15 protein-coding genes are annotated in these 17590 nt (G+C 63.1%); 3 read left to right on the top strand and 12 right to left on the bottom strand.

Going from position 1 to position 17590, the window contains the following annotated elements; translation table 11 throughout:
• Positions 1-30 precede the first annotated feature (30 nt).
• From M0D66_RS34760 to M0D66_RS34725, 8 genes are all read right to left on the bottom strand, one after another.
• Complete coding sequence (locus M0D66_RS34760; protein ID WP_093646546.1) at positions 31-789, bottom strand: 1-acyl-sn-glycerol-3-phosphate acyltransferase; 759 nt, start codon at positions 787-789, stop codon at positions 31-33.
• A 40-nt stretch (positions 790-829) separates the two neighbouring features.
• Positions 830-1384 (bottom strand): D-glycero-beta-D-manno-heptose 1,7-bisphosphate 7-phosphatase, encoded by a 555-nt coding sequence (gmhB, locus tag M0D66_RS34755; protein WP_054037726.1) that lies wholly within the window; start codon positions 1382-1384, stop codon positions 830-832.
• Between the two features lie 10 nt (positions 1385-1394).
• Positions 1395-3494: a glycine--tRNA ligase subunit beta gene (gene glyS, locus M0D66_RS34750; protein ID WP_266212646.1), complete on the bottom strand. Its 2100-nt coding sequence runs from the start codon at positions 3492-3494 to the stop codon at positions 1395-1397.
• A gap of 15 nt (positions 3495-3509) precedes the next feature.
• On the bottom strand, positions 3510-4517 hold the full coding sequence (glyQ, locus tag M0D66_RS34745; protein ID WP_093646553.1) for a glycine--tRNA ligase subunit alpha: 1008 nt from the start codon (positions 4515-4517) through the stop codon (positions 3510-3512).
• A gap of 208 nt (positions 4518-4725) precedes the next feature.
• Positions 4726-5571: an FkbM family methyltransferase gene (locus M0D66_RS34740; protein ID WP_266212645.1), complete on the bottom strand. Its 846-nt coding sequence runs from the start codon at positions 5569-5571 to the stop codon at positions 4726-4728.
• A 161-nt stretch (positions 5572-5732) separates the two neighbouring features.
• On the bottom strand, positions 5733-7343 hold the full coding sequence (locus M0D66_RS34735) for an FMN-binding glutamate synthase family protein (protein ID WP_093646557.1): 1611 nt from the start codon (positions 7341-7343) through the stop codon (positions 5733-5735).
• Positions 7344-7569: 226 nt separating this feature from the next.
• Positions 7570-8715, bottom strand: coding sequence for a tRNA 2-thiouridine(34) synthase MnmA (mnmA, locus tag M0D66_RS34730; protein ID WP_211708187.1), 1146 nt, complete (start codon positions 8713-8715; stop codon positions 7570-7572).
• Positions 8716-8837: 122 nt separating this feature from the next.
• Positions 8838-9320, bottom strand: a complete 483-nt coding sequence (locus M0D66_RS34725) for an NUDIX hydrolase (RefSeq protein ID WP_211702933.1) — start codon at positions 9318-9320, stop codon at positions 8838-8840.
• A 235-nt stretch (positions 9321-9555) separates the two neighbouring features.
• Here M0D66_RS34725 and M0D66_RS34720 point away from each other — a divergent pair, with 235 nt between their 5' ends.
• From M0D66_RS34720 to M0D66_RS34710, 3 genes are read left to right on the top strand one after another with little or no spacing between them, the layout of a single operon-like run.
• Positions 9556-10698 (top strand): Re/Si-specific NAD(P)(+) transhydrogenase subunit alpha, encoded by a 1143-nt coding sequence (locus M0D66_RS34720; protein ID WP_266212644.1) that lies wholly within the window; start codon positions 9556-9558, stop codon positions 10696-10698.
• 10 nt (positions 10699-10708) lie between these two features.
• Positions 10709-11041: an NAD(P) transhydrogenase subunit alpha gene (locus tag M0D66_RS34715; RefSeq protein ID WP_028198874.1), complete on the top strand. Its 333-nt coding sequence runs from the start codon at positions 10709-10711 to the stop codon at positions 11039-11041.
• Positions 11041-12495 carry an NAD(P)(+) transhydrogenase (Re/Si-specific) subunit beta gene (locus M0D66_RS34710; RefSeq protein ID WP_175052100.1) on the top strand — a complete coding sequence of 485 codons (1455 nt, stop codon included), beginning with the start codon at positions 11041-11043 and terminating at the stop codon, positions 12493-12495. The genes M0D66_RS34715 and M0D66_RS34710 overlap by 1 nt, the downstream gene beginning before the upstream one ends.
• Positions 12496-12552: 57 nt before the next feature.
• Here the strand turns inward: M0D66_RS34710 and M0D66_RS34705 are convergent, their stop codons facing one another.
• The 4 genes from M0D66_RS34705 to M0D66_RS34690 all read right to left on the bottom strand — a co-directional run bounded on the left by M0D66_RS34705 (position 12553) and on the right by M0D66_RS34690 (position 17457).
• Positions 12553-13293, bottom strand: coding sequence for a YafY family protein (locus M0D66_RS34705; RefSeq protein ID WP_266212643.1), 741 nt, complete (start codon positions 13291-13293; stop codon positions 12553-12555).
• Positions 13294-13359: 66 nt separating this feature from the next.
• Positions 13360-13743 carry a VOC family protein gene (locus M0D66_RS34700; protein ID WP_266212642.1) on the bottom strand — a complete coding sequence of 128 codons (384 nt, stop codon included), beginning with the start codon at positions 13741-13743 and terminating at the stop codon, positions 13360-13362.
• A gap of 218 nt (positions 13744-13961) precedes the next feature.
• Entirely contained in the window at positions 13962-15257 is a 1296-nt protein-coding gene (locus M0D66_RS34695; RefSeq protein ID WP_175052103.1) for a class I SAM-dependent RNA methyltransferase, read from the bottom strand.
• Between the two features lie 94 nt (positions 15258-15351).
• The gene (locus M0D66_RS34690; RefSeq protein WP_266212641.1) at positions 15352-17457 is read right to left on the bottom strand and encodes a site-specific recombinase; all 2106 of its coding nucleotides are present in this window, start codon (positions 17455-17457) and stop codon (positions 15352-15354) included.
• Between the last annotated feature and the right edge of the window lie 133 nt (positions 17458-17590).

The following is a 17590-nucleotide window of genomic DNA, read 5'->3' as shown; positions in this document are numbered from 1 at the left end:
CGCAAATGCGCCTTCGAGGGCGCGGGCGCGTCAGATTGGTGCGGCGGCGGAGCTGCTTTCCGCCGCGCGGTACGCAGTAGGATCGATGCGGCGCATTTCAGCTTCGATCCACTGTTCGACGCGCGTGTTCACTTCATCGGGCGTGAGCCCCGTCGTGTCGATCGGCTTGCCGATCGACACTGTGACTATACCCGCATATTTGAGAAACGAGTTGCGCGGCCACAGACGTCCGGCGTTGTGCGCGATCGGCACGACCGGCGCGCCGGTGGCAATCGCAAAACGCGCGCCGCCGGTTTTGTACTTGCCTTGCTTGCCGGTCGGCGTACGTGTGCCTTCCGGAAACATGATGACCCAGGCGCCTTCGGCCATGCGTTGCTTGCCTTGCTTGATGACGGATTCGAACGCGTACTTGCCTTCCTTGCGGTCGATATGGACCATTTTCAACATGCCCAATGCCCAGCCGAAAAACGGCACGTACAGCAGCTCGCGCTTGAACACGTAGCACAGCGGCCGCGGCATCAGTGCCGGAAACGCCAGCGTTTCCCAGGCTGATTGATGCTTCGACAGCAGCACCGCCGGACCGTTAGGCAGGTTCTCATAGCCCTCGATCTTGTAGCGGATGCCGTTCAGCCAACGCACCGTGTGAAGCGTGGCGCGGCACCAGCCGGCCGCCATCCAGTAGCGATTGTCGGCGCGCATGAACGGGAACGCGATGAAGCACGCGGTTGCGTACGGCACCGTGAAGAGCACGAAGTAGATCAGCAGCAGCAAAGAACGGATGAAGCGCATCGGCGTGGTCAGTGAGAGTTGGGGACGCGCGTGGCGCGCGTCACTCGTGAGCGTCGGAAAGGAAGTCGAGTGCGAACGCGCGCAGGTCGTCGTGCACGCGCGTGCCCTCGGGCAGGCCGCCCGCTGCGAGCGTCTTGCGGCCCTTGCCGGTCAGCACCAGATGCGTCGGATGGCCGAGCGAGGCGCCCGCTTGCAGGTCGCGCATCGCGTCGCCGACCACCGGCGTATGGTGCGGATCGACTTCGAAACGTTCGGCGATCATCTTCAGCATGCCGGGCTTCGGTTTGCGGCATTCGCAGTGATCTTGCGCCGTGTGCGGGCAGAAGAACACGGCGTCGATGCGCCCGCCGACTGCCGCCGCCATGCGATGCATTTTCAGATGCATCGCATTGAGCGCGTTCATGTCGAAGAGACCGCGGCCGATGCCCGACTGGTTGGTCGCGACCGCCACGCGATAACCCGCCTGGTTGAGGCGCGCGATCGCTTCGAGCGAACCGGGCAGGGCAACCCATTCGTCCGGCGACTTGATGAACGCGTCGGAATCGACGTTGATCACGCCGTCGCGGTCGAGGATCACCACTTTTTTGGTCGGCATGGCGCGGGGCTCAGGCAGCGAGTCGGGAAATGTCGGCGACGCAATTCATCTGCTGATGCAGCGCGCCGAGCAAAGCCAAACGGTTGGCGCGCAACGCCGGATCTTCGGCGTTGACCATCACGTCGTTGAAGAAGGTGTCGACCGGTTCGCGCAGCGCGGCGAGCGCGGTGAGTGCGCCCGTGTAGTCGCGCGCGGCGAGTTGCGTCTGCACGCGCGGTGCAACCTGTTCGAGTTGCGCGTACAAGGCTTTTTCGGCCGCTTCGGTCAGCAGTGCAACCTGCACGCCGCCGGTCGCCGAACCTTCCGATTTCTTCAGGATGTTCGAAATCCGCTTGTTGGCCGCCGCGAGCGATGCGGCTTCCGGCAGCGCTGCGAATTCGCGCACTGCATCCAGGCGCGCGACGATATCGTCGAGGCGCGTCGGGTTCAGTGCCAGCACTGCGTCGATTTCACCCGGCGCGTAGCCGCGTTCGCGCAGCAGACCGCGCAGGCGGTCCATGCTGAATTCGTAGATCGCCTGCGTCGAATCGGCGACGCCCGGCACGGCGGCGAATTGCGCGTAAGCGGTGCGCAGCAATTCGATCAGATCGACCGGCAATTGCTTCTCGACCAGAATCCGCAACACGCCGAGCGCATGACGGCGCAGCGCGAACGGGTCTTTCTCACCGGTGGGTTGCAGGCCGATGCCCCAGATGCCGACCAGCGTTTCGAGCTTGTCGGCGAGCGCGACGACGGTGCCGGTTGCCGTGGCCGGCAACGCATCGCCGGAGAAGCGCGGCTGATAGTGTTCCGAGCAGGCCAGCGCGACTTCTTCCGGCTCGCCGTCGTGGCGCGCGTAGTACGTGCCCATCGTGCCTTGCAGCTCGGGAAATTCACCGACCATGTCGGTGATCAGGTCGGCTTTGGCCAGACGCGCAGCGCGCTTCGCGAGTGCGACATCCGCGCCGATCAGCGAGGCAATTGCCCCCGCCAGCGCTTCGACGCGCTCGACGCGTTGCAGCGCCGAACCCAGCTTGTTGTGATACACGACGTTCGCGAGCAGCGGCACTCGCTCGGCGAGCGGCTTCTTCTTGTCCTGCTCGAAGAAGAACTTCGCATCGGCCAGGCGCGGACGCACCACGCGCTCGTTGCCTTCGACGATATCGCCAGGCGTTTTCGTTTCGATGTTCGACACGATCAGGAAGCGCGAGCGCAGCTTGCCGTTCGCATCCGTCAACGCGAAGTATTTCTGGTTTGTCTGCATCGTCAGGATCAGGCATTCCTGCGGCACTTGCAGGAATTCGTCCTCGAAACGGCAGGCGTAGACCACCGGCCATTCGACCAGCGAGTTCACCTCATCCAGCAGCGACTCGGGCATCACGACCTGATCGCCGTCAGCTTGCGCGAGCAGATGCGTGCGGATGGTTTCCTTGCGGTCGGCGAAATTCGCGACCACGTGGCCCTTGTGCATCAGCGTGTCGGCGTAAGAATCCGCGTGCTGGATCTGCACGAGGCCTTCCGACAGGAAGCGGTGGCCGAGCGTGGTGTCGTCGGCATCGACGCCCAGTGCCGTGACCGGCACGACCTGTTCGCCGTGCAAGGTGGTCAGACGGTGGACAGGACGCACGAACTGCACATTGGTGCCGTCCGGGCGCTGATACGTCATCACCTTCGGGATCGGCAACTTGGCGAGCGTTTCGTTGAGCGCGCTTTGCAGGCCTTCGGCGAGCGTGGCGCCCGGCGCGGCGTAGCGCAGGAAGAAAGCTTCGGCCTTGCCGTCCTGCGCGCGCTCCAGGTCGTTCACCGAAAAATCGGGGAAGCCGAGCGCAGCCAGTTTCTTCGCGAGCGGCGCGGTGGGCTGACCGTCTTTATCGAGCGCGACGGAAACCGGCAGCACTTTTTCGCGCACGTGTTTTTCCGGCGCGACCGAACGCACGTTCTTGATCGTGACGGCAAGACGGCGCGGCGTGGCGTAACGTTCGAACGACAGTTCGCCTTCGATCAGGTCGTGCGCCGCGAGGCGCTGCGCAATGCCTTCGGCGAACGCGTCGCCGAGACGCGCGAGCGCTTTCGGCGGCAGTTCTTCGGTCAGCAGCTCGACGAGCAGGGTAGCTTGATGGGGTTGAGTCATTTCTTGGTGTTCTCGTCAGTCCGGATCGATCTTGCGTTCGATTTTGAGCGGCGGCGCCCACGCGGGCATCGCGGCATCCTGTGCGTCGGTGGTCAGGCCGGGCACGCCGTGCACCGGATTGCCGAGCATCGGAAAACCGAGCTTTTCGCGCGAGTCGTAGTAAGCCTGTGCAACCAGACGCGACAGCGCGCGAATCCGGCCGATATACGCCGCGCGTTCCGTGACGGAGATCGCGCCGCGGGCATCCAGCAGATTGAACGTGTGGCCGGCCTTCAGCACCAGTTCATACGCGGGCAGCGCGATCTGTGCGTCGATCATGCGCTTGGCTTCCGCTTCGTAGCTGTTGAAGAACGTGAACAGCAGATCGACGTTCGCATGCTCGAAGTTGTAGGTCGACTGTTCGACTTCGTTTTGGTGGTACACGTCGCCGTAAGTCAGGCGGCGAAGTTCCGGGCCGTTCGGGCCTTGCTCTTCCCACTCGGTCCAGACGAGGTCGTAGACGTTCTCGACCTTCTGAAGGTACATCGCGAGACGTTCGAGACCATAGGTGATTTCGCCCAGCACCGGCTTGCAATCCAGGCCGCCGACTTGTTGGAAGTAAGTGAACTGGGTGACTTCCATGCCGTTCAGCCACACTTCCCAGCCGAGACCCCAGGCGCCGAGCGTGGGATTTTCCCAGTCGTCTTCGACGAAGCGCACGTCGTTCTGCTTCAAATCGAAGCCGAGCGCTTCGAGCGAGCCGAGGTACAGGTCGAGAATGTTTTCCGGCGCTGGCTTCAGCACGACCTGGTACTGGTAGTAATGCTGCAGACGGTTCGGGTTCTCGCCGTAGCGGCCGTCTTTCGGGCGGCGCGACGGCTGTACGTAGGCGGCTCGCCACGGTTCCGGGCCGATCGCGCGCAGGAAAGTATGGACGTGGGACGTGCCCGCGCCGACTTCCATATCGATCGGCTGGAGCAACGCGCAACCCTGCTTGTCCCAGTAGGACTGCAGTGTCAGGATGATTTGCTGAAACGTGAGCATGAAGTGCCTTTCGGGCATAGGGCCGCGCCGCAAACGCCGGAGCGCGCGAGCTGGCCGTGGAGCGAAGTGCTAAACCGTAGATTTTAACGGAAAGGGAGGGGGGTGTCCGTTTTGCGGGGTCGGACGGGGATTGAAGTGTTCTTCAAACGGAAAAAGGCCGCTGCAGGCGGCCGATGGTCGTTTGTCTTGTCGGAGCGTGTCTTGTCCGCTAACTGTTCAAACTCATCAATGCATGCGTGGCGGAATCCGTCACTTCGACAAACCCGTCGATCTCCATCTCCAGTTCCCGCGGCAGCGCGAGCATATTGCACGACACCACGCGGCCGTAGATATTCTCTTTCCGCCCAAAGAAGTTTCCCGAGTTGAAGAGCGGCGGCAAGTGCCACCACAGCCTGTATTCCTGCGACCACAACCACTCGATCAACGCTTGCGACCGATCGAGCCGGTCGTTTTCCACATAAATCACCGGCCGCGAGCGGGCAATCGTTTCCTCCGCCCCTAGCAACGCGTTCAACTCGAACCCTTCCACGTCGAGCTTCAGCAGCCCCACGGTATGTGAGCGCAGCGCATCGTCCAGCCGCACGCACGGAACCGGGAGCGTGTTCGCTGCGGCCTCGGTCTGCATCGACACGCCGCCAAAGTTGCCCAGCGCATCGTAGTCCGGTTGCGCGAAATACAGCGTCCCGGCTGCGGCCCCGCACGCGTACGGCCACGCGAGCACGTTACGCACACCATTGGCCGCGAGATTCGCACAGAGGTTCTGAAAGATCACCGGCTGAGGCTCAAAGGCGACGAGTACTTGGCGACGCGCCTGCGCCTCACGCGCCAGCATGATCGTATGCACGCCGATATTCGCGCCGACTTCCACGACGATGCCCGGCTGCACCAGCAACTGCCGCAACACGGCAGATTCGAGTTCGCTGCATTCGCCGTATTCGATGAGCGCGCGGCCTAGATAGAAGTCGTTCGGATTGGCGAGCATCCAGCCGTGCCGGGTCTGGACGAGTTGCGTATGAGCGCCAAGCGGCACCAAAGCAGGGGAGGGCGTAACCATGGACATTGAGCGGGAAAAAGATCACGCAAATGTACGGTTCGCCGCTGTCCTTGTATATGAGACGAGCTCTTAAGGATTCTTATCTTTCTGCAAGAACTCGTCGTCAAAATCTAAGACTTAGGCGGCGACCGGTTCACAAGCCAATCGTCGCCACAATTGCCTTACGTCGCAGCCAGTTCAACTTTCGGCGCAAACGAATCGCTTTGCGCCATCGGCCAATATTTCTCGTACAACGTGTAGCGATAGTTGCCGTTCAGCAGATCGTTCGGATCGAGATACTTCAACAGATCGGACATCAACCGCACTTCATGCGACGACACGCGCCGCACGATGTGATGCGCACGCAGTTCCGCCGGATGTTTGAGCCCCGCCGCCTGAATGATTTCCTTCAGCGCATGGAGCGTGTTGTGATGGAAGTTGAAGACACGGTCGGCCTTGTCCGGCACCACCAAAGCACGCTGACGCACCGGATCCTGCGTCGCGACGCCCGTCGGGCAGCGGCCGGTATGACAGGTCTGGGCCTGAATGCAGCCGACCGCGAACATGAAGCCACGCGCCGCGTTGACCCAATCCGCGCCGATCGCCAGCGTTTTGGTGATATCGAATGCGGTAATCATCTTGCCGCTCGCACCGATGCGGATACGTTGACGCAAGCCGATGCCGACCAGCGTGTTGTGCACCAGCAGCAAGCCTTCTTGCAACGGCACGCCGACGTGATCGGTGAACTCCAATGGCGCTGCGCCCGTGCCGCCTTCCGCACCGTCGACCACGATAAAGTCCGGCAGAATCCCGGTCTCCAGCATCGCCTTGGCAATGCCGAAAAATTCCCACGGATGCCCGATGCACAGCTTGAACCCGGTCGGCTTGCCTCCGGACAGCGTGCGCAAGCGGTCGACGAATTCGAGCAGACCGCGCGGCGACGAGAATTCGGAGTGGGTGGCGGGCGAGATGCAATCGCGGCCCATCGGCACGCCGCGCGTTTCCGCAATCTCGGGTGTGATCTTCGCGGCCGGCAGCACGCCGCCGTGACCAGGCTTCGCGCCTTGCGAGAGCTTCACCTCGATCATCTTCACTTGCGGCTCGGCGGCCTGCTTCGCGAACTTCTCCGCGCTGAAGGTGCCGTCGTCGTTACGGCAGCCGAAGTAGCCCGAGGCGATTTCCCAGATGATGTCGCCGCCATGCTCGCGGTGGTATTTCGACATCGAACCTTCGCCGGTGTCGTGCGCGAAATTGCCTTTCTTCGCGCCGAGGTTCAGCGCCATGATCGCGTTCGCCGACAGCGAGCCGAAGCTCATCGCGGAGACGTTGAAGATCGACATCGAATAAGGCTGCGCGCGATCGGGTCCGACCACGATACGGAAGTCGTGGTTGTCGAGCGTGGTCGGCGCGAGCGAGTGGCTGATCCATTCGTGCGCGACGGCTTTGACGTCGAGCTCGGTGCCGTACGGGCGGCTGTCCACGTCGTTCTTCGCGCGTTGATAGACGATGCTGCGTTGCGCGCGCGAGAACGGTTTCTCGTCGGTATCGTCCTCGACGAAATACTGGCGGATTTCCGGGCGGATGAATTCGAACAGGAAACGGAAGTGGCCCCACAACGGATAGTTACGCAGAATCGCGTGATGCTGCTGCGTCAGATCGAACAGGCCGAGTGCGACGAGCGCCACCGGCACGATGATCCAGAACCACGAAATGTGATTCGTCGCGGCAAACAGAGCGCAGATGGCGAACAGCACGACTGCGCACCACATCGCCAGATAACGTCGAGAAAACATGGGGACTCCAGTGCAGTGAGGATCGTCGCGGAGGGATCGTCAACGCTGTCGGCGCAGGCGGAGTCTGCCGCGAGGGGAACGAACACCTGTTTGTTATGGTGAAACTAGCTGCGGCTCGAAGGTGAAGCGCATCGGTGAAGCGTGAAGTCTGTAGCTTGAAGGTGAGGCATGCAGGTAAAGCGTGTGCGGCGTCGCCGAAGCGTTGCCGCACGATCGAACTCATGGTTCAACGGGCGGTGAGCAACGCTGCCTGTTGCGGCTGGCGCACCGTTGGCTGCCCGGTCACCGCGTGTTCGATGATGCCGCCGCCGAGACATACGTCGCCATCGTAGAGCACCGCAGATTGCCCCGGTGTGACAGCCCATTGCGCGGCGTCGAAATTCAGCTCGAAAAGGCCTTCGCCGGCACCTGCCGCGCTGAAGGAGCACGGTGCGTCCGCTTGCCGGTAACGGGTTTTCGCGCCGCACGCGAAACCATCGGCCGGTGGCTCGCCCGCGACCCAGCTCGTATTGCCCGCTGAGAGCGTATGGCTCAGCAGCCACGGATGGTCGTGGCCTTGCGCGACATACAGCGTGTTCGACGCAATATCCTTCCCGGCGACGAACCACGGCTCGCCGCTGCCTTCCTTGCTGCCGCCGAGCCCGATGCCCTTGCGTTGCCCGAAGGTGTAGAAGGCGAGGCCGATGTGTTCGCCGACCACTTTGCCGTCGGTAGTTTTCATCGGACCGGGTTTGGTCGGCAGATAGCGGTTCAGGAAGTCGCGAAACGGCCGTTCGCCGATGAAGCAGATGCCGGTCGAATCTTTCTTCTTCGCATTCGGCAGCGCGATCTGTTCGGCGATCTCGCGGACTTTGGTTTTCGGAATCTCGCCCAACGGAAACAGCGTTTTCGACAATTGCGCCTGATTCAGCCGATGCAGGAAGTAAGACTGGTCTTTCGTATGATCGAAGGCCTTCAGCAGTTCGAAGCGGCCGTTGTTCTCCCGCACGCGCGCATAGTGGCCGGTCGCGATGGTTTCCGCGCCGAGCGACATGGCGTGATCGAGAAAGGCCTTGAACTTGATTTCGGCGTTGCACAGCACGTCCGGATTTGGCGTGCGGCCGGCCGAATATTCGCGCAGGAATTCGGCGAACACGCGGTCTTTGTATTCGGCAGCGAAGTTGACTGCTTCGACGTCGATGCCGATCAGGTCCGCCACCGAGACGACGTCGATCCAGTCCTGCCGCGTCGAGCAGTACTCGCTGTCGTCATCGTCTTCCCAGTTTTTCATGAACAGGCCGACCACGTCGTAGCCCTGTTCCTTCAGCAGCCACGCGGTAACCGACGAATCGACGCCGCCCGACATGCCTACTACGACTTTCTGCTTGCTCATAAGGTGCTCACTGGGTGCTGCGTGACTTCGTTGATCGTGGGTTGACCGTGTTGCCCTGTCGTTTGCCTCGCCGCTTGTGACGGATCAGGCCCGTTTCGTTTGTGCGGGTTGCGTACGTCCATTTACGCCTGTTTGCGCCCGACCGAATGCGTGTGCACGAAGTCGAGCGGGAAACGCCGTCCCGCGAGGTAATCGTCGAGACATTGCATGACAAGCGGCGTGCGATGCCGTTCGGGGCAGGCGCGCAATTCATCAGCGCTCATCCACAGCGTGCGGACAATGTCGGGATCGAGCGCGCGCTCGGTATCCGCTGTGCCGCTCGTGCCGCAATAGGTGAAGCGCAGATACGTCACGCCCTCACTGCCGGGCCGCTCGAAATGCGTCATATACATGCCGACCAGCGCCTCGGGCGTGAACGGATGCGCGGTTTCCTCGAGCGTTTCGCGGATGACCGCTTCCAGAAGCGTTTCGCCCGCTTCCAGATGGCCGGCGGGCTGATTCAGGCGCAGGCCGTCGGCGGTATGTTCCTCGACCACGAGAAAACGCCCGTCACGCTCGACGATGGCCGCAACGGTGACGTGCGGCAGCCAGGTTTCCGGTTTCATGGGTGCGCATTTTACCGTTTATGGGCCTGGGCTGCCCGGAAGCGAGCGGACGGCTGCGAGCGCCGCCCAGCCGCAGCCGGCGAGCCACCTCGGTCGCCGGGCACCCCCGGATTGTCCCCGATTTCTGCGCACCCCCAGGTTTCGGTTAAAGTGACGCCGTTAGCCGTTGCACTTGCAAGCCGGCGTGCCTCGTCGGCAGCTCTGTCGTAAAACAGGAAGTCGAGGAGGAGAAAAGATGCACATCGGAGTGCCAGCCGAGACGCGCGCGCACGAAACCCGCGTCGCCGCGACGCCCGAAACGGTCAAGAAGTATGTGACCCAGGGCCACCGGGTCACGATCCAGAGCGGCGCCGGTACCGGCGCAAGCTTTCCTGACGAAGCATTTACAGCCGCCGGCGCGGAAATCGTCGATGCGGCTACTGCCTTTGGGGCTGATCTGGTCCTCAAGGTCCAGTCGCCGACCGATGCCGAGTTGCCGCTTCTGAAGCGCGGCGCGACGCTGGTCGGCATGCTCGATCCGTTTAATACCGAAAACTCATTAAAGCTGGCGGCCGCGGGCGTGACCGCGTTCGCGCTCGAAGCCGCGCCAAGAACCACCCGCGCGCAGAGCCTCGACGTGCTGTCGTCGCAGGCGAACATCGCCGGGTACAAGGCGGTGCTGCTGGCGGCCACGCTTTATCCGCGCTTCATGCCGATGTTGATGACGGCAGCCGGGACCGTGAAAGCGGCCCGTGTGCTGATTCTCGGCGCGGGTGTGGCGGGCTTGCAGGCCATCGCGACCGCCAAGCGCCTGGGCGCTGTGATCGAAGCCTCGGACGTGCGTCCGGCGGTGAAAGAGCAGATCGAATCGCTCGGCGCCAAATTCCTTGATGTCCCTTACGAAACCGATGAGGAGCGTGAAGCCGCGCAGGGCGTCGGCGGCTACGCGCGGCCGATGCCGCCTTCGTGGCTTGCGCGTCAGTCTGCACTGGTTCACGAACGGGCCAAACAGGCTGACGTCGTGATCTCGACCGCCCTGATCCCAGGCCGCGCCGCACCGACGCTGATCTCGGTAGAAACCGTGCAGGCGATGAAACCCGGCTCCGTGCTGGTGGACCTCGCGGCAGGACGCGGCGCCGAGTACGAAGGCCGTCGTGGTGGCAACTGCCCGCTGACCGAGGCGGATCAGGTCGTCCTGAAACATGGCGTGCAGATCGTCGGCTATACGAATCTGGCCTCGATGGTCCCCGCCGACGCGTCGTCGCTCTACGCACGCAACCTGCTCGACTTCCTGAAGCTGATCATCACCAAGGAAGGCGCCCTGAACATCGATCTCGCAGACGACATCGTCGCGGCCACGCTGCTGGCCCGTGACGGCGAAGTCACGCGCAAGGCATAGGAGAACGGCGATGGAAGTCATCAACCACACCGTTATTAACCTGATCATCTTCGTGCTGGCGATCTACGTCGGCTACCACGTCGTCTGGAACGTCACGCCCGCGCTGCACACGCCGCTGATGGCCGTGACCAACGCGATTTCGGCGATCGTGATCGTCGGCGCGATGCTCGCGGCAGGCCTCACCGTGGGCGACACCGGCAAGTTCTTCGGCACGCTCGCAGTCGCGCTTGCGGCGGTAAACGTGTTCGGCGGATTCCTGGTGACAAGGCGAATGCTGGAGATGTTCAGGAAGAAAGAGCCGAAGAAGCTGATCGCTGACAAGACGGCCAAGGAGAACGCGTAATGAGTCTGAACGTCGTCACGCTGCTTTATCTGGTTGCGTCGGTCTGTTTCATCCAGGCGCTCAAGGGGCTGTCGAATCCGAAGACGGCGCGCACCGGCAATACCTTCGGCATGGTCGGGATGGCGATTGCGATCCTCACCACTATCGCGCTGATCGTTAAACAGGCGAATGCGCTCGGTTCGAATCTCGGGCTGGGGCTCGGCCTGCTGCTAGTCGCGCTGGTGATCGGCGGTGCGATCGGCGCGTTTGTCGCCGCGCGCGTCGAGATGACCAAGATGCCGGAACTGGTCGCAGCGATGCACTCGCTGATCGGTCTTGCGGCCGTGTGTATTGCGTATGCGGTGGTGTCGGAGCCGTCGGCCTTCGGTCTGGTCGATCCGGACAATCCGATTCCGGGCTTCCTGCCATACGGCAATCGCGTCGAGCTGTTCATCGGCACATTCGTCGGCGCGATCACGTTCTCCGGATCGGTGATCGCGTTCGGCAAGCTGTCGGGCAAGTACAAGTTCCGACTGTTCCAAGGCGCACCGGTCGTCTATGCAGGGCAGCATCTGATCAACCTGCTGCTCGCGATCGCGATGCTCGGCTTCGGCGTGATCTTCTTCCTCACGCAATCCTGGCTGCCGTTCATCATCATGACGATCATCGCCTTCGTGCTCGGCGTGCTGATCATCATTCCGATCGGCGGCGCGGATATGCCGGTGGTCGTGTCGATGCTGAACTCGTACTCGGGCTGGGCGGCGGCGGGCATCGGCTTCTCGCTGAACAATCCGATGCTGATCATCGCGGGCTCGCTGGTGGGCTCGTCGGGTGCGATCCTGTCGTACATCATGTGCCGGGCGATGAACCGTTCGTTCTTCAACGTGATTCTCGGCGGCTTCGGCAACGAGGCAGGTGCGGCTGCGGCGGGTGGGTCGGCAGAGCAGCGTCCAGTGAAATCCGGGTCTGCTGATGATGCTTCGTTCATGCTCGGCAATGCTGAAACCGTGGTGATCGTGCCGGGGTATGGCCTCGCCGTGGCGCGAGCGCAGCATGCACTGAAGGAACTGACCGACAAGCTGGTCGAGAAGGGCATCGAGGTGAAGTACGCGATTCACCCGGTGGCCGGGCGGATGCCGGGCCACATGAACGTGCTGCTCGCCGAAGCCGAAGTGCCGTACGACATGGTCTACGAAATGGACGATATCAACGGCGAGTTCGGTCAGGTCGACGTGGTGCTGGTGCTCGGTGCAAACGACGTGGTGAATCCGGCCGCGAAGAACGATCCGAAGTCGCCGATCGCGGGCATGCCGATCATCGAAGCGTACAAGGCGCGCACGGTCATCGTGAACAAGCGGTCGATGGCAGCGGGTTACGCCGGCCTCGACAACGACCTGTTCTACATGGACAAGACGATGATGGTGTTCGGCGATGCGAAGAAGGTGATTGAGGACATGGTGAAGGCGGTGGAATAACGCGCCACTGTGCCAGGCGGCCTGCCTCGCGGCGGGCCGCGAACCGCATCTACATCTTCACCGTGGCTTCGCATTCACATGCCGCAGCCAATCCGCCAGGCGTCGTCCTTCCTGATCCGGATACGTCTCGAGTACGGCAAGATCCCGGATCCTCTCCAACCCGAAATTGCGGAAATCGCTGCGCAGTTCGCACCACGCGCCGAGCGTCCAGCGCGCGCCCCAATAAGCTAGCGACAGCGGCCACACGCGCCGCTCGGTCTCCGCGCTATTCGCGTCGGTATAGGCAAAGCTCACAACGTGCCGGGCATCGATCGCCCGATGCAGCACGTCCACCTTCGCTGAAAACTCCGCCTTGATATGAAACGACGGCGCGAAGATCGCCAGACGTTCGATCGTTGCGCGCTTGTCGGCGGGCATGGCCGAGGCAATCTTAGCCAACGCCCCGCGCGCGCCGCTCGCGAAGCCGGCACCGCCCCACGATTCGAGCATGCGTGCGCCCGCCGCTAGCGCGGCCAGTTCATCGGCGGTGAAGGTGAGTGGCGGCAGGCTCGCCGCGCGGCTCAACCGGTAGCCGATGCCCGCTTCGCCTTCGATTGGCACGCCTGACAGTTGCAGATCGCGCACGTCGCGATAGACCGTGCGCAGCGAGATATGCAGCCAGTCGGCGAGTTGTTGCGCGGTGGTCAGACGCCGTCCGCGCAACAGTTCGGCGATCTGGAACAGACGGTCGGCGCGGCGCGTCATCGTGGGCGTCTTGTAGAAAAGGACAGGAACAGTCCCGCGATGATAGCGCCGCATGCCGCGCTCCGGTCGGCGTTCTGCGCGGCGCCTGCTGGCCGCCGCGCTTGTGCGCCGCGTTGGCTATTAGCCGTTGGTCAGCGAATGCAGGCCAAGGCGGTTGCCCTCCGTGTCGGTGAAGAACGCGATGTAGCCGATGTCCTGCGGCAGCTTGATCACCGGACCATCGGTCTTGCCGCCGGCCTTTTCGATGCGGGCGAGGGTGGCGTCGACGGTCGGCTGGGCGTTCAGATAGACGAGCACGCCGTCGTCGGAGGGCGTCATCGACGGGCTATGAATGATCGCGCCGCCGGTGGCCGGTTCCTCGTAGCCGAAGACGGCGATCGGCTGGCCGCCGACTTCCTGACGATTCAGTTTGACGTCGAGCCCGGCTTCGTAAAAGCGCACAGCGCGCTCGAAATCGACGGACGGAATCTCAAACCATGCAACAACTTTGGATGATGCGGACATGACACTCTCCTGGGGATGGCGGTAAGCCGTGCAAAGCGCCGGATGGCGTGAGAAGGAGTGTGCGTGGGGGCTACTGACAGCGTAGTGTCAGTAGGGAACGGGCGTGGCAACAGAATATGGCGGACGATGAGCGGACCGGAGGGCCGATCGTCGAGGCACAGGCGAAAAAAAACCGCGGACCAGGATCCGCGGTTTTTTCGATGCTGCTCTGCTCAGGCTTACGCTGCCGGCGTGTCGTTGTTCTGCGGGCGCTGGCGAACGCTGCCCGCGATCAGATCGAAGCGGAACAGCCGGCATTCGAGCGCGCCGTTGAAGAGCGGCGTCTTGGTCGATTCACGCAGACGCATTTGGCCCGGCAGTTTGCGATCCGACGTCAGGATGAACGCATGCCAGCCGGTGAAACGCTGCTTCAACGCATCGCCGAGCGACTGGAAGAACTCGCTGTCCGGTGCTTCTTCCTGGGCGCGATGGAAACTGTCGTCGTCACGGCCTTCGCGCGTGGCGCGGCCTTCGCGGATTTCACCGCGTGCGTTGCGGCCACGCACTTCGATCCGCTCGCCATACGGCGGATTCGCGACGAGGATGCCAGGCTCAGTCGACGGCGCCGTCATACCGCGCGCATCGACCTGTTTGAGCGGAATCGACGGCAGACCAGCGCGCTGGAAATTCGCACGCGCCTTGTCGAGCATGTCGCCGGAAATATCGCTGCCGAAGATCTGCAGATCGGCGCGCGAGGTACGCGCGGCGTGCTTGGCGTCGAGCGCGGCGGCCTTCAGCGGTTGCCAGGTCTTGGCGTCGAATTGCTTGAGCCTCTCGAAGCCGAAGCGGCGTTCCGCACCCGGCGCGATATTCAGCGCCACTTGCGCGGCTTCCGCGAGGAAGGTGCCGCTGCCGCACATCGGGTCGTACAGCGGCGTGCCGGCGGTCCAGCCGGTCAGACGCAGGATGCCGGCCGCGAGGTTCTCGCGCAGCGGCGCCGCGCCCTTGTCCAGCCGCCAGCCGCGCTTGAAGAGCGGATCGCCGGAGGTGTCGAGGTAGAGCGTGCATTCGGTGGCGGTCAGGAATGCGAACACGCGCACGTCGGGCGCGGCGGTGTCGATGTTCGGCCGCGCGCCGCTGACTTCGCGCAGCCGGTCGCAGATTGCGTCCTTGACACGCAGCGTTGTGAATTCGAGGCTGCGCAGCGGCGACTTGATAGCGGTGACGTCCACGCGCAGCGTTTCGTTTGCCGAGAACCACTGTTCCCACCGCTGTTCGAGCGCGAGCGCGTAAATATCCTGTTCGCTGCGATACGGCCGATGCGCGATTTTCAGCAGCACGCGGCTCGCGAGGCGCGAGTGCAGGTTGGCGGCCATGCCGGCTGCCCAGCCGCCGCGGAAATGCACGCCGCCGGGCACTTGCGCGCCGGCTGTGAACGGCGCGCCGTTCAGGTGCTTCGCGGCAATTTCGGCGAGCTCGGTGGCGAGCGAGGCTTCAAGGCCGCGCGGACAGGGAAGGAAGAAATCGAAGGACATTGAGGTTGCCGGAAGGCGTTAGATAAGGCGCTATTGTACGCGGTCGGGGTGGCGGGCCAGGCGGGGCTGTTCCCGGCCACCCTGCGCGTGACCTCTACTTGCTCTGAGGCGCCGCTTTGGCCGGCCATACCAGCTCCAGCGGATGCCTGAACACCCGCTGCCAGATCGCGCCGCGCAGCGAGCGCACCGCATTGCGCCGCAAGTCGCGCGATTTCACCGCCATGTAGAAGGCGAGCGCGAAACTCACGGCCACGTTGAGGATCGCCATGCTGCCGACGCCCGCGACCGCCCACCACAGCTCCGGCAACTTCAACGCGTCCTTGCCGAGCACGCCGAGCGCGATGCCGATCGAGCCGGCGCTCAGCGTCACGTGACGCACCTCGAAAGTGAAGGCGAAGGCGGTGAGGATCGCCGGCACGAGCCCGAGCATCAGGCCGAGCGTGATATTGCCTACGACGCCCGCCACATTCGAGCGGCAGAACGCGGCGAGCCGGGCGGTGCCGGCCGCGCCGAGCGTCATGCGCAGGCGCCGGTTGTAGGTGAGCGCATCTGCCACGCGATGCAGGACGAACCAGTTGTCCGCCCAACCTGACAGCAAACTCGACGACCACAGCAGCACGCCCGTCAGCGCGGCGTAGAACGGCGTCGGCCCGAGCAGAGAGAATGAGTGCAGGGTGGCGTGGGCCTTCTCGGGCGAAATGATGTTGGCGTTGAAGAGCGCATGCCACACCCATTGCACGCCGAAGCACACCGGAAACACCAGCATCACGTTGCCGAGCACCGCGGCTGCCTGCGTGCGCATCAATGCGGTCACCGAACTCACGAAGCTGTCGACACCCGCCGGCGTGCCGACGCCGTCCAATTCGCGGGCGAGGGTGGGCGCCGTCATCGCCGGTTGTTTGGTGGCGAGCGAGAAGTGCAGGAAGTGCATCAGCAGGAAGCTCGCCGCGTAGTTGATGCCGGCGAGCAAGCCTTCGAACATCGATTGCAGATGCGCGCCGGTGATGGCGAATTTCACGCAGACCGTGACGACGGTCACGAGCCCGCCGCCGGCCGCCATGCGCAGCATCTTCAGGTATTCGGCGCGATCGCGGGCGATGTAGTGTTCGCCGGTATCGGCGCTGTATTCGACGACCTTGCGCGCCAGCAACGAGAAATTGCTGCGTACGAGGTGCGCCACGCTCTGGCTCGCGTGATTCGCGTTCACCAGTTCGGCGGTGAGACGTGCGCCGGCATGCGGATCGTCCTGCGCCATCCAGGCGTTCAGCAGATGCTCCGCGCGCACGATGCGCATGCGCATCCGTTCGACCTGGAACACGATATCTACACTGACGCCGTTGCGGTAGAGATGGGCGAAGACGTTGTCGGTGGCGCTGCGGCATTCGTCGAGCAGCAGGCGCAGATAGTTGACCTCATGCAGCAGCTTCTCCTGCGGCGCGCCTTCGCTGACGGCTTGATGGGCTGCTTCGACAGCGAGCATGGCGCGCGTGAGCCGGTAGAACGGCTGCTTTTCCATGGCGACGCGCACATCGCCGGCATCGCCGACGTCGACTTCACCGAGACGGCTGCGAACGGTTTGCGACAGACCGGTCGAGCTGATCTGGCAGGTGAGGTTGTGCAGGGCGGCCAGCAGGTCGAGCGAGAACGGGGTCGTGTCGCGTAGTTCGCTGTCGTCCTGTTCGTAATCGAAGAGCGCGCGGATGCGGGTGAGCAGATCGGTGGGCAGATTGGCGATCCATTCGGCGTCGCGTTCTTGGCTGAACATCAGCGTGACGATTGCTCGCAGATCGCGGCGGTTTGGCGCGGGCGGGATCAGGGAGGCTTCGAGGCGCTCGAAGAGGGCGCCGAAGAAACCTGAGTGCACGGGCATGCCTGCATCGCAGAGGAGCGAAAGGCCGTCGCTTTCGCGCAGGAGCGCGCGGAGGATCCCGGCGACGTTGCTCTTCCAGGCTGGGTTGCGGTCCAGCACGTTGAGCATGTAGCGGATTCTTGTGTGTGCTGGGGAAGGGCTGGCGGTGCCTGGTTGTTCGGGGTGGACTGCGCGGCCGCGGTGGATCCAGTGGGCGAGTTCGATCAGCCATTCGCTACGGTCTGGGTATCGTGCCGTCTTGTCGGCGATCGCTAGCAGCGCGTCTAGCTGGTGGCCGCTGTCGCGGGAGGCGCGCCATTTTTTTACAAGGGTTTTGAATGAAGTGAGCATCTCTTGGGGTTTTTTGCCTGCGGTGCTTGTTTGTCTGTGTTCTTAGGGCTTTGGCCTTTCCTTGAATTGTTAGTGGTGTATTAGCGTTCCCCCTGTGCGGGGGGCACCTACTTTTCTTTGCCGCCGCAAAGAA

This window comes from Paraburkholderia sp. SECH2 (assembly GCF_030464795.1).
Classification (GTDB): Bacteria; Pseudomonadota; Gammaproteobacteria; order Burkholderiales; family Burkholderiaceae; genus Paraburkholderia; species Paraburkholderia aspalathi.
The sequence above is the reverse complement of the archived record's forward strand: the minus strand, read 5'-3'. Positions and strand labels throughout refer to the sequence as shown.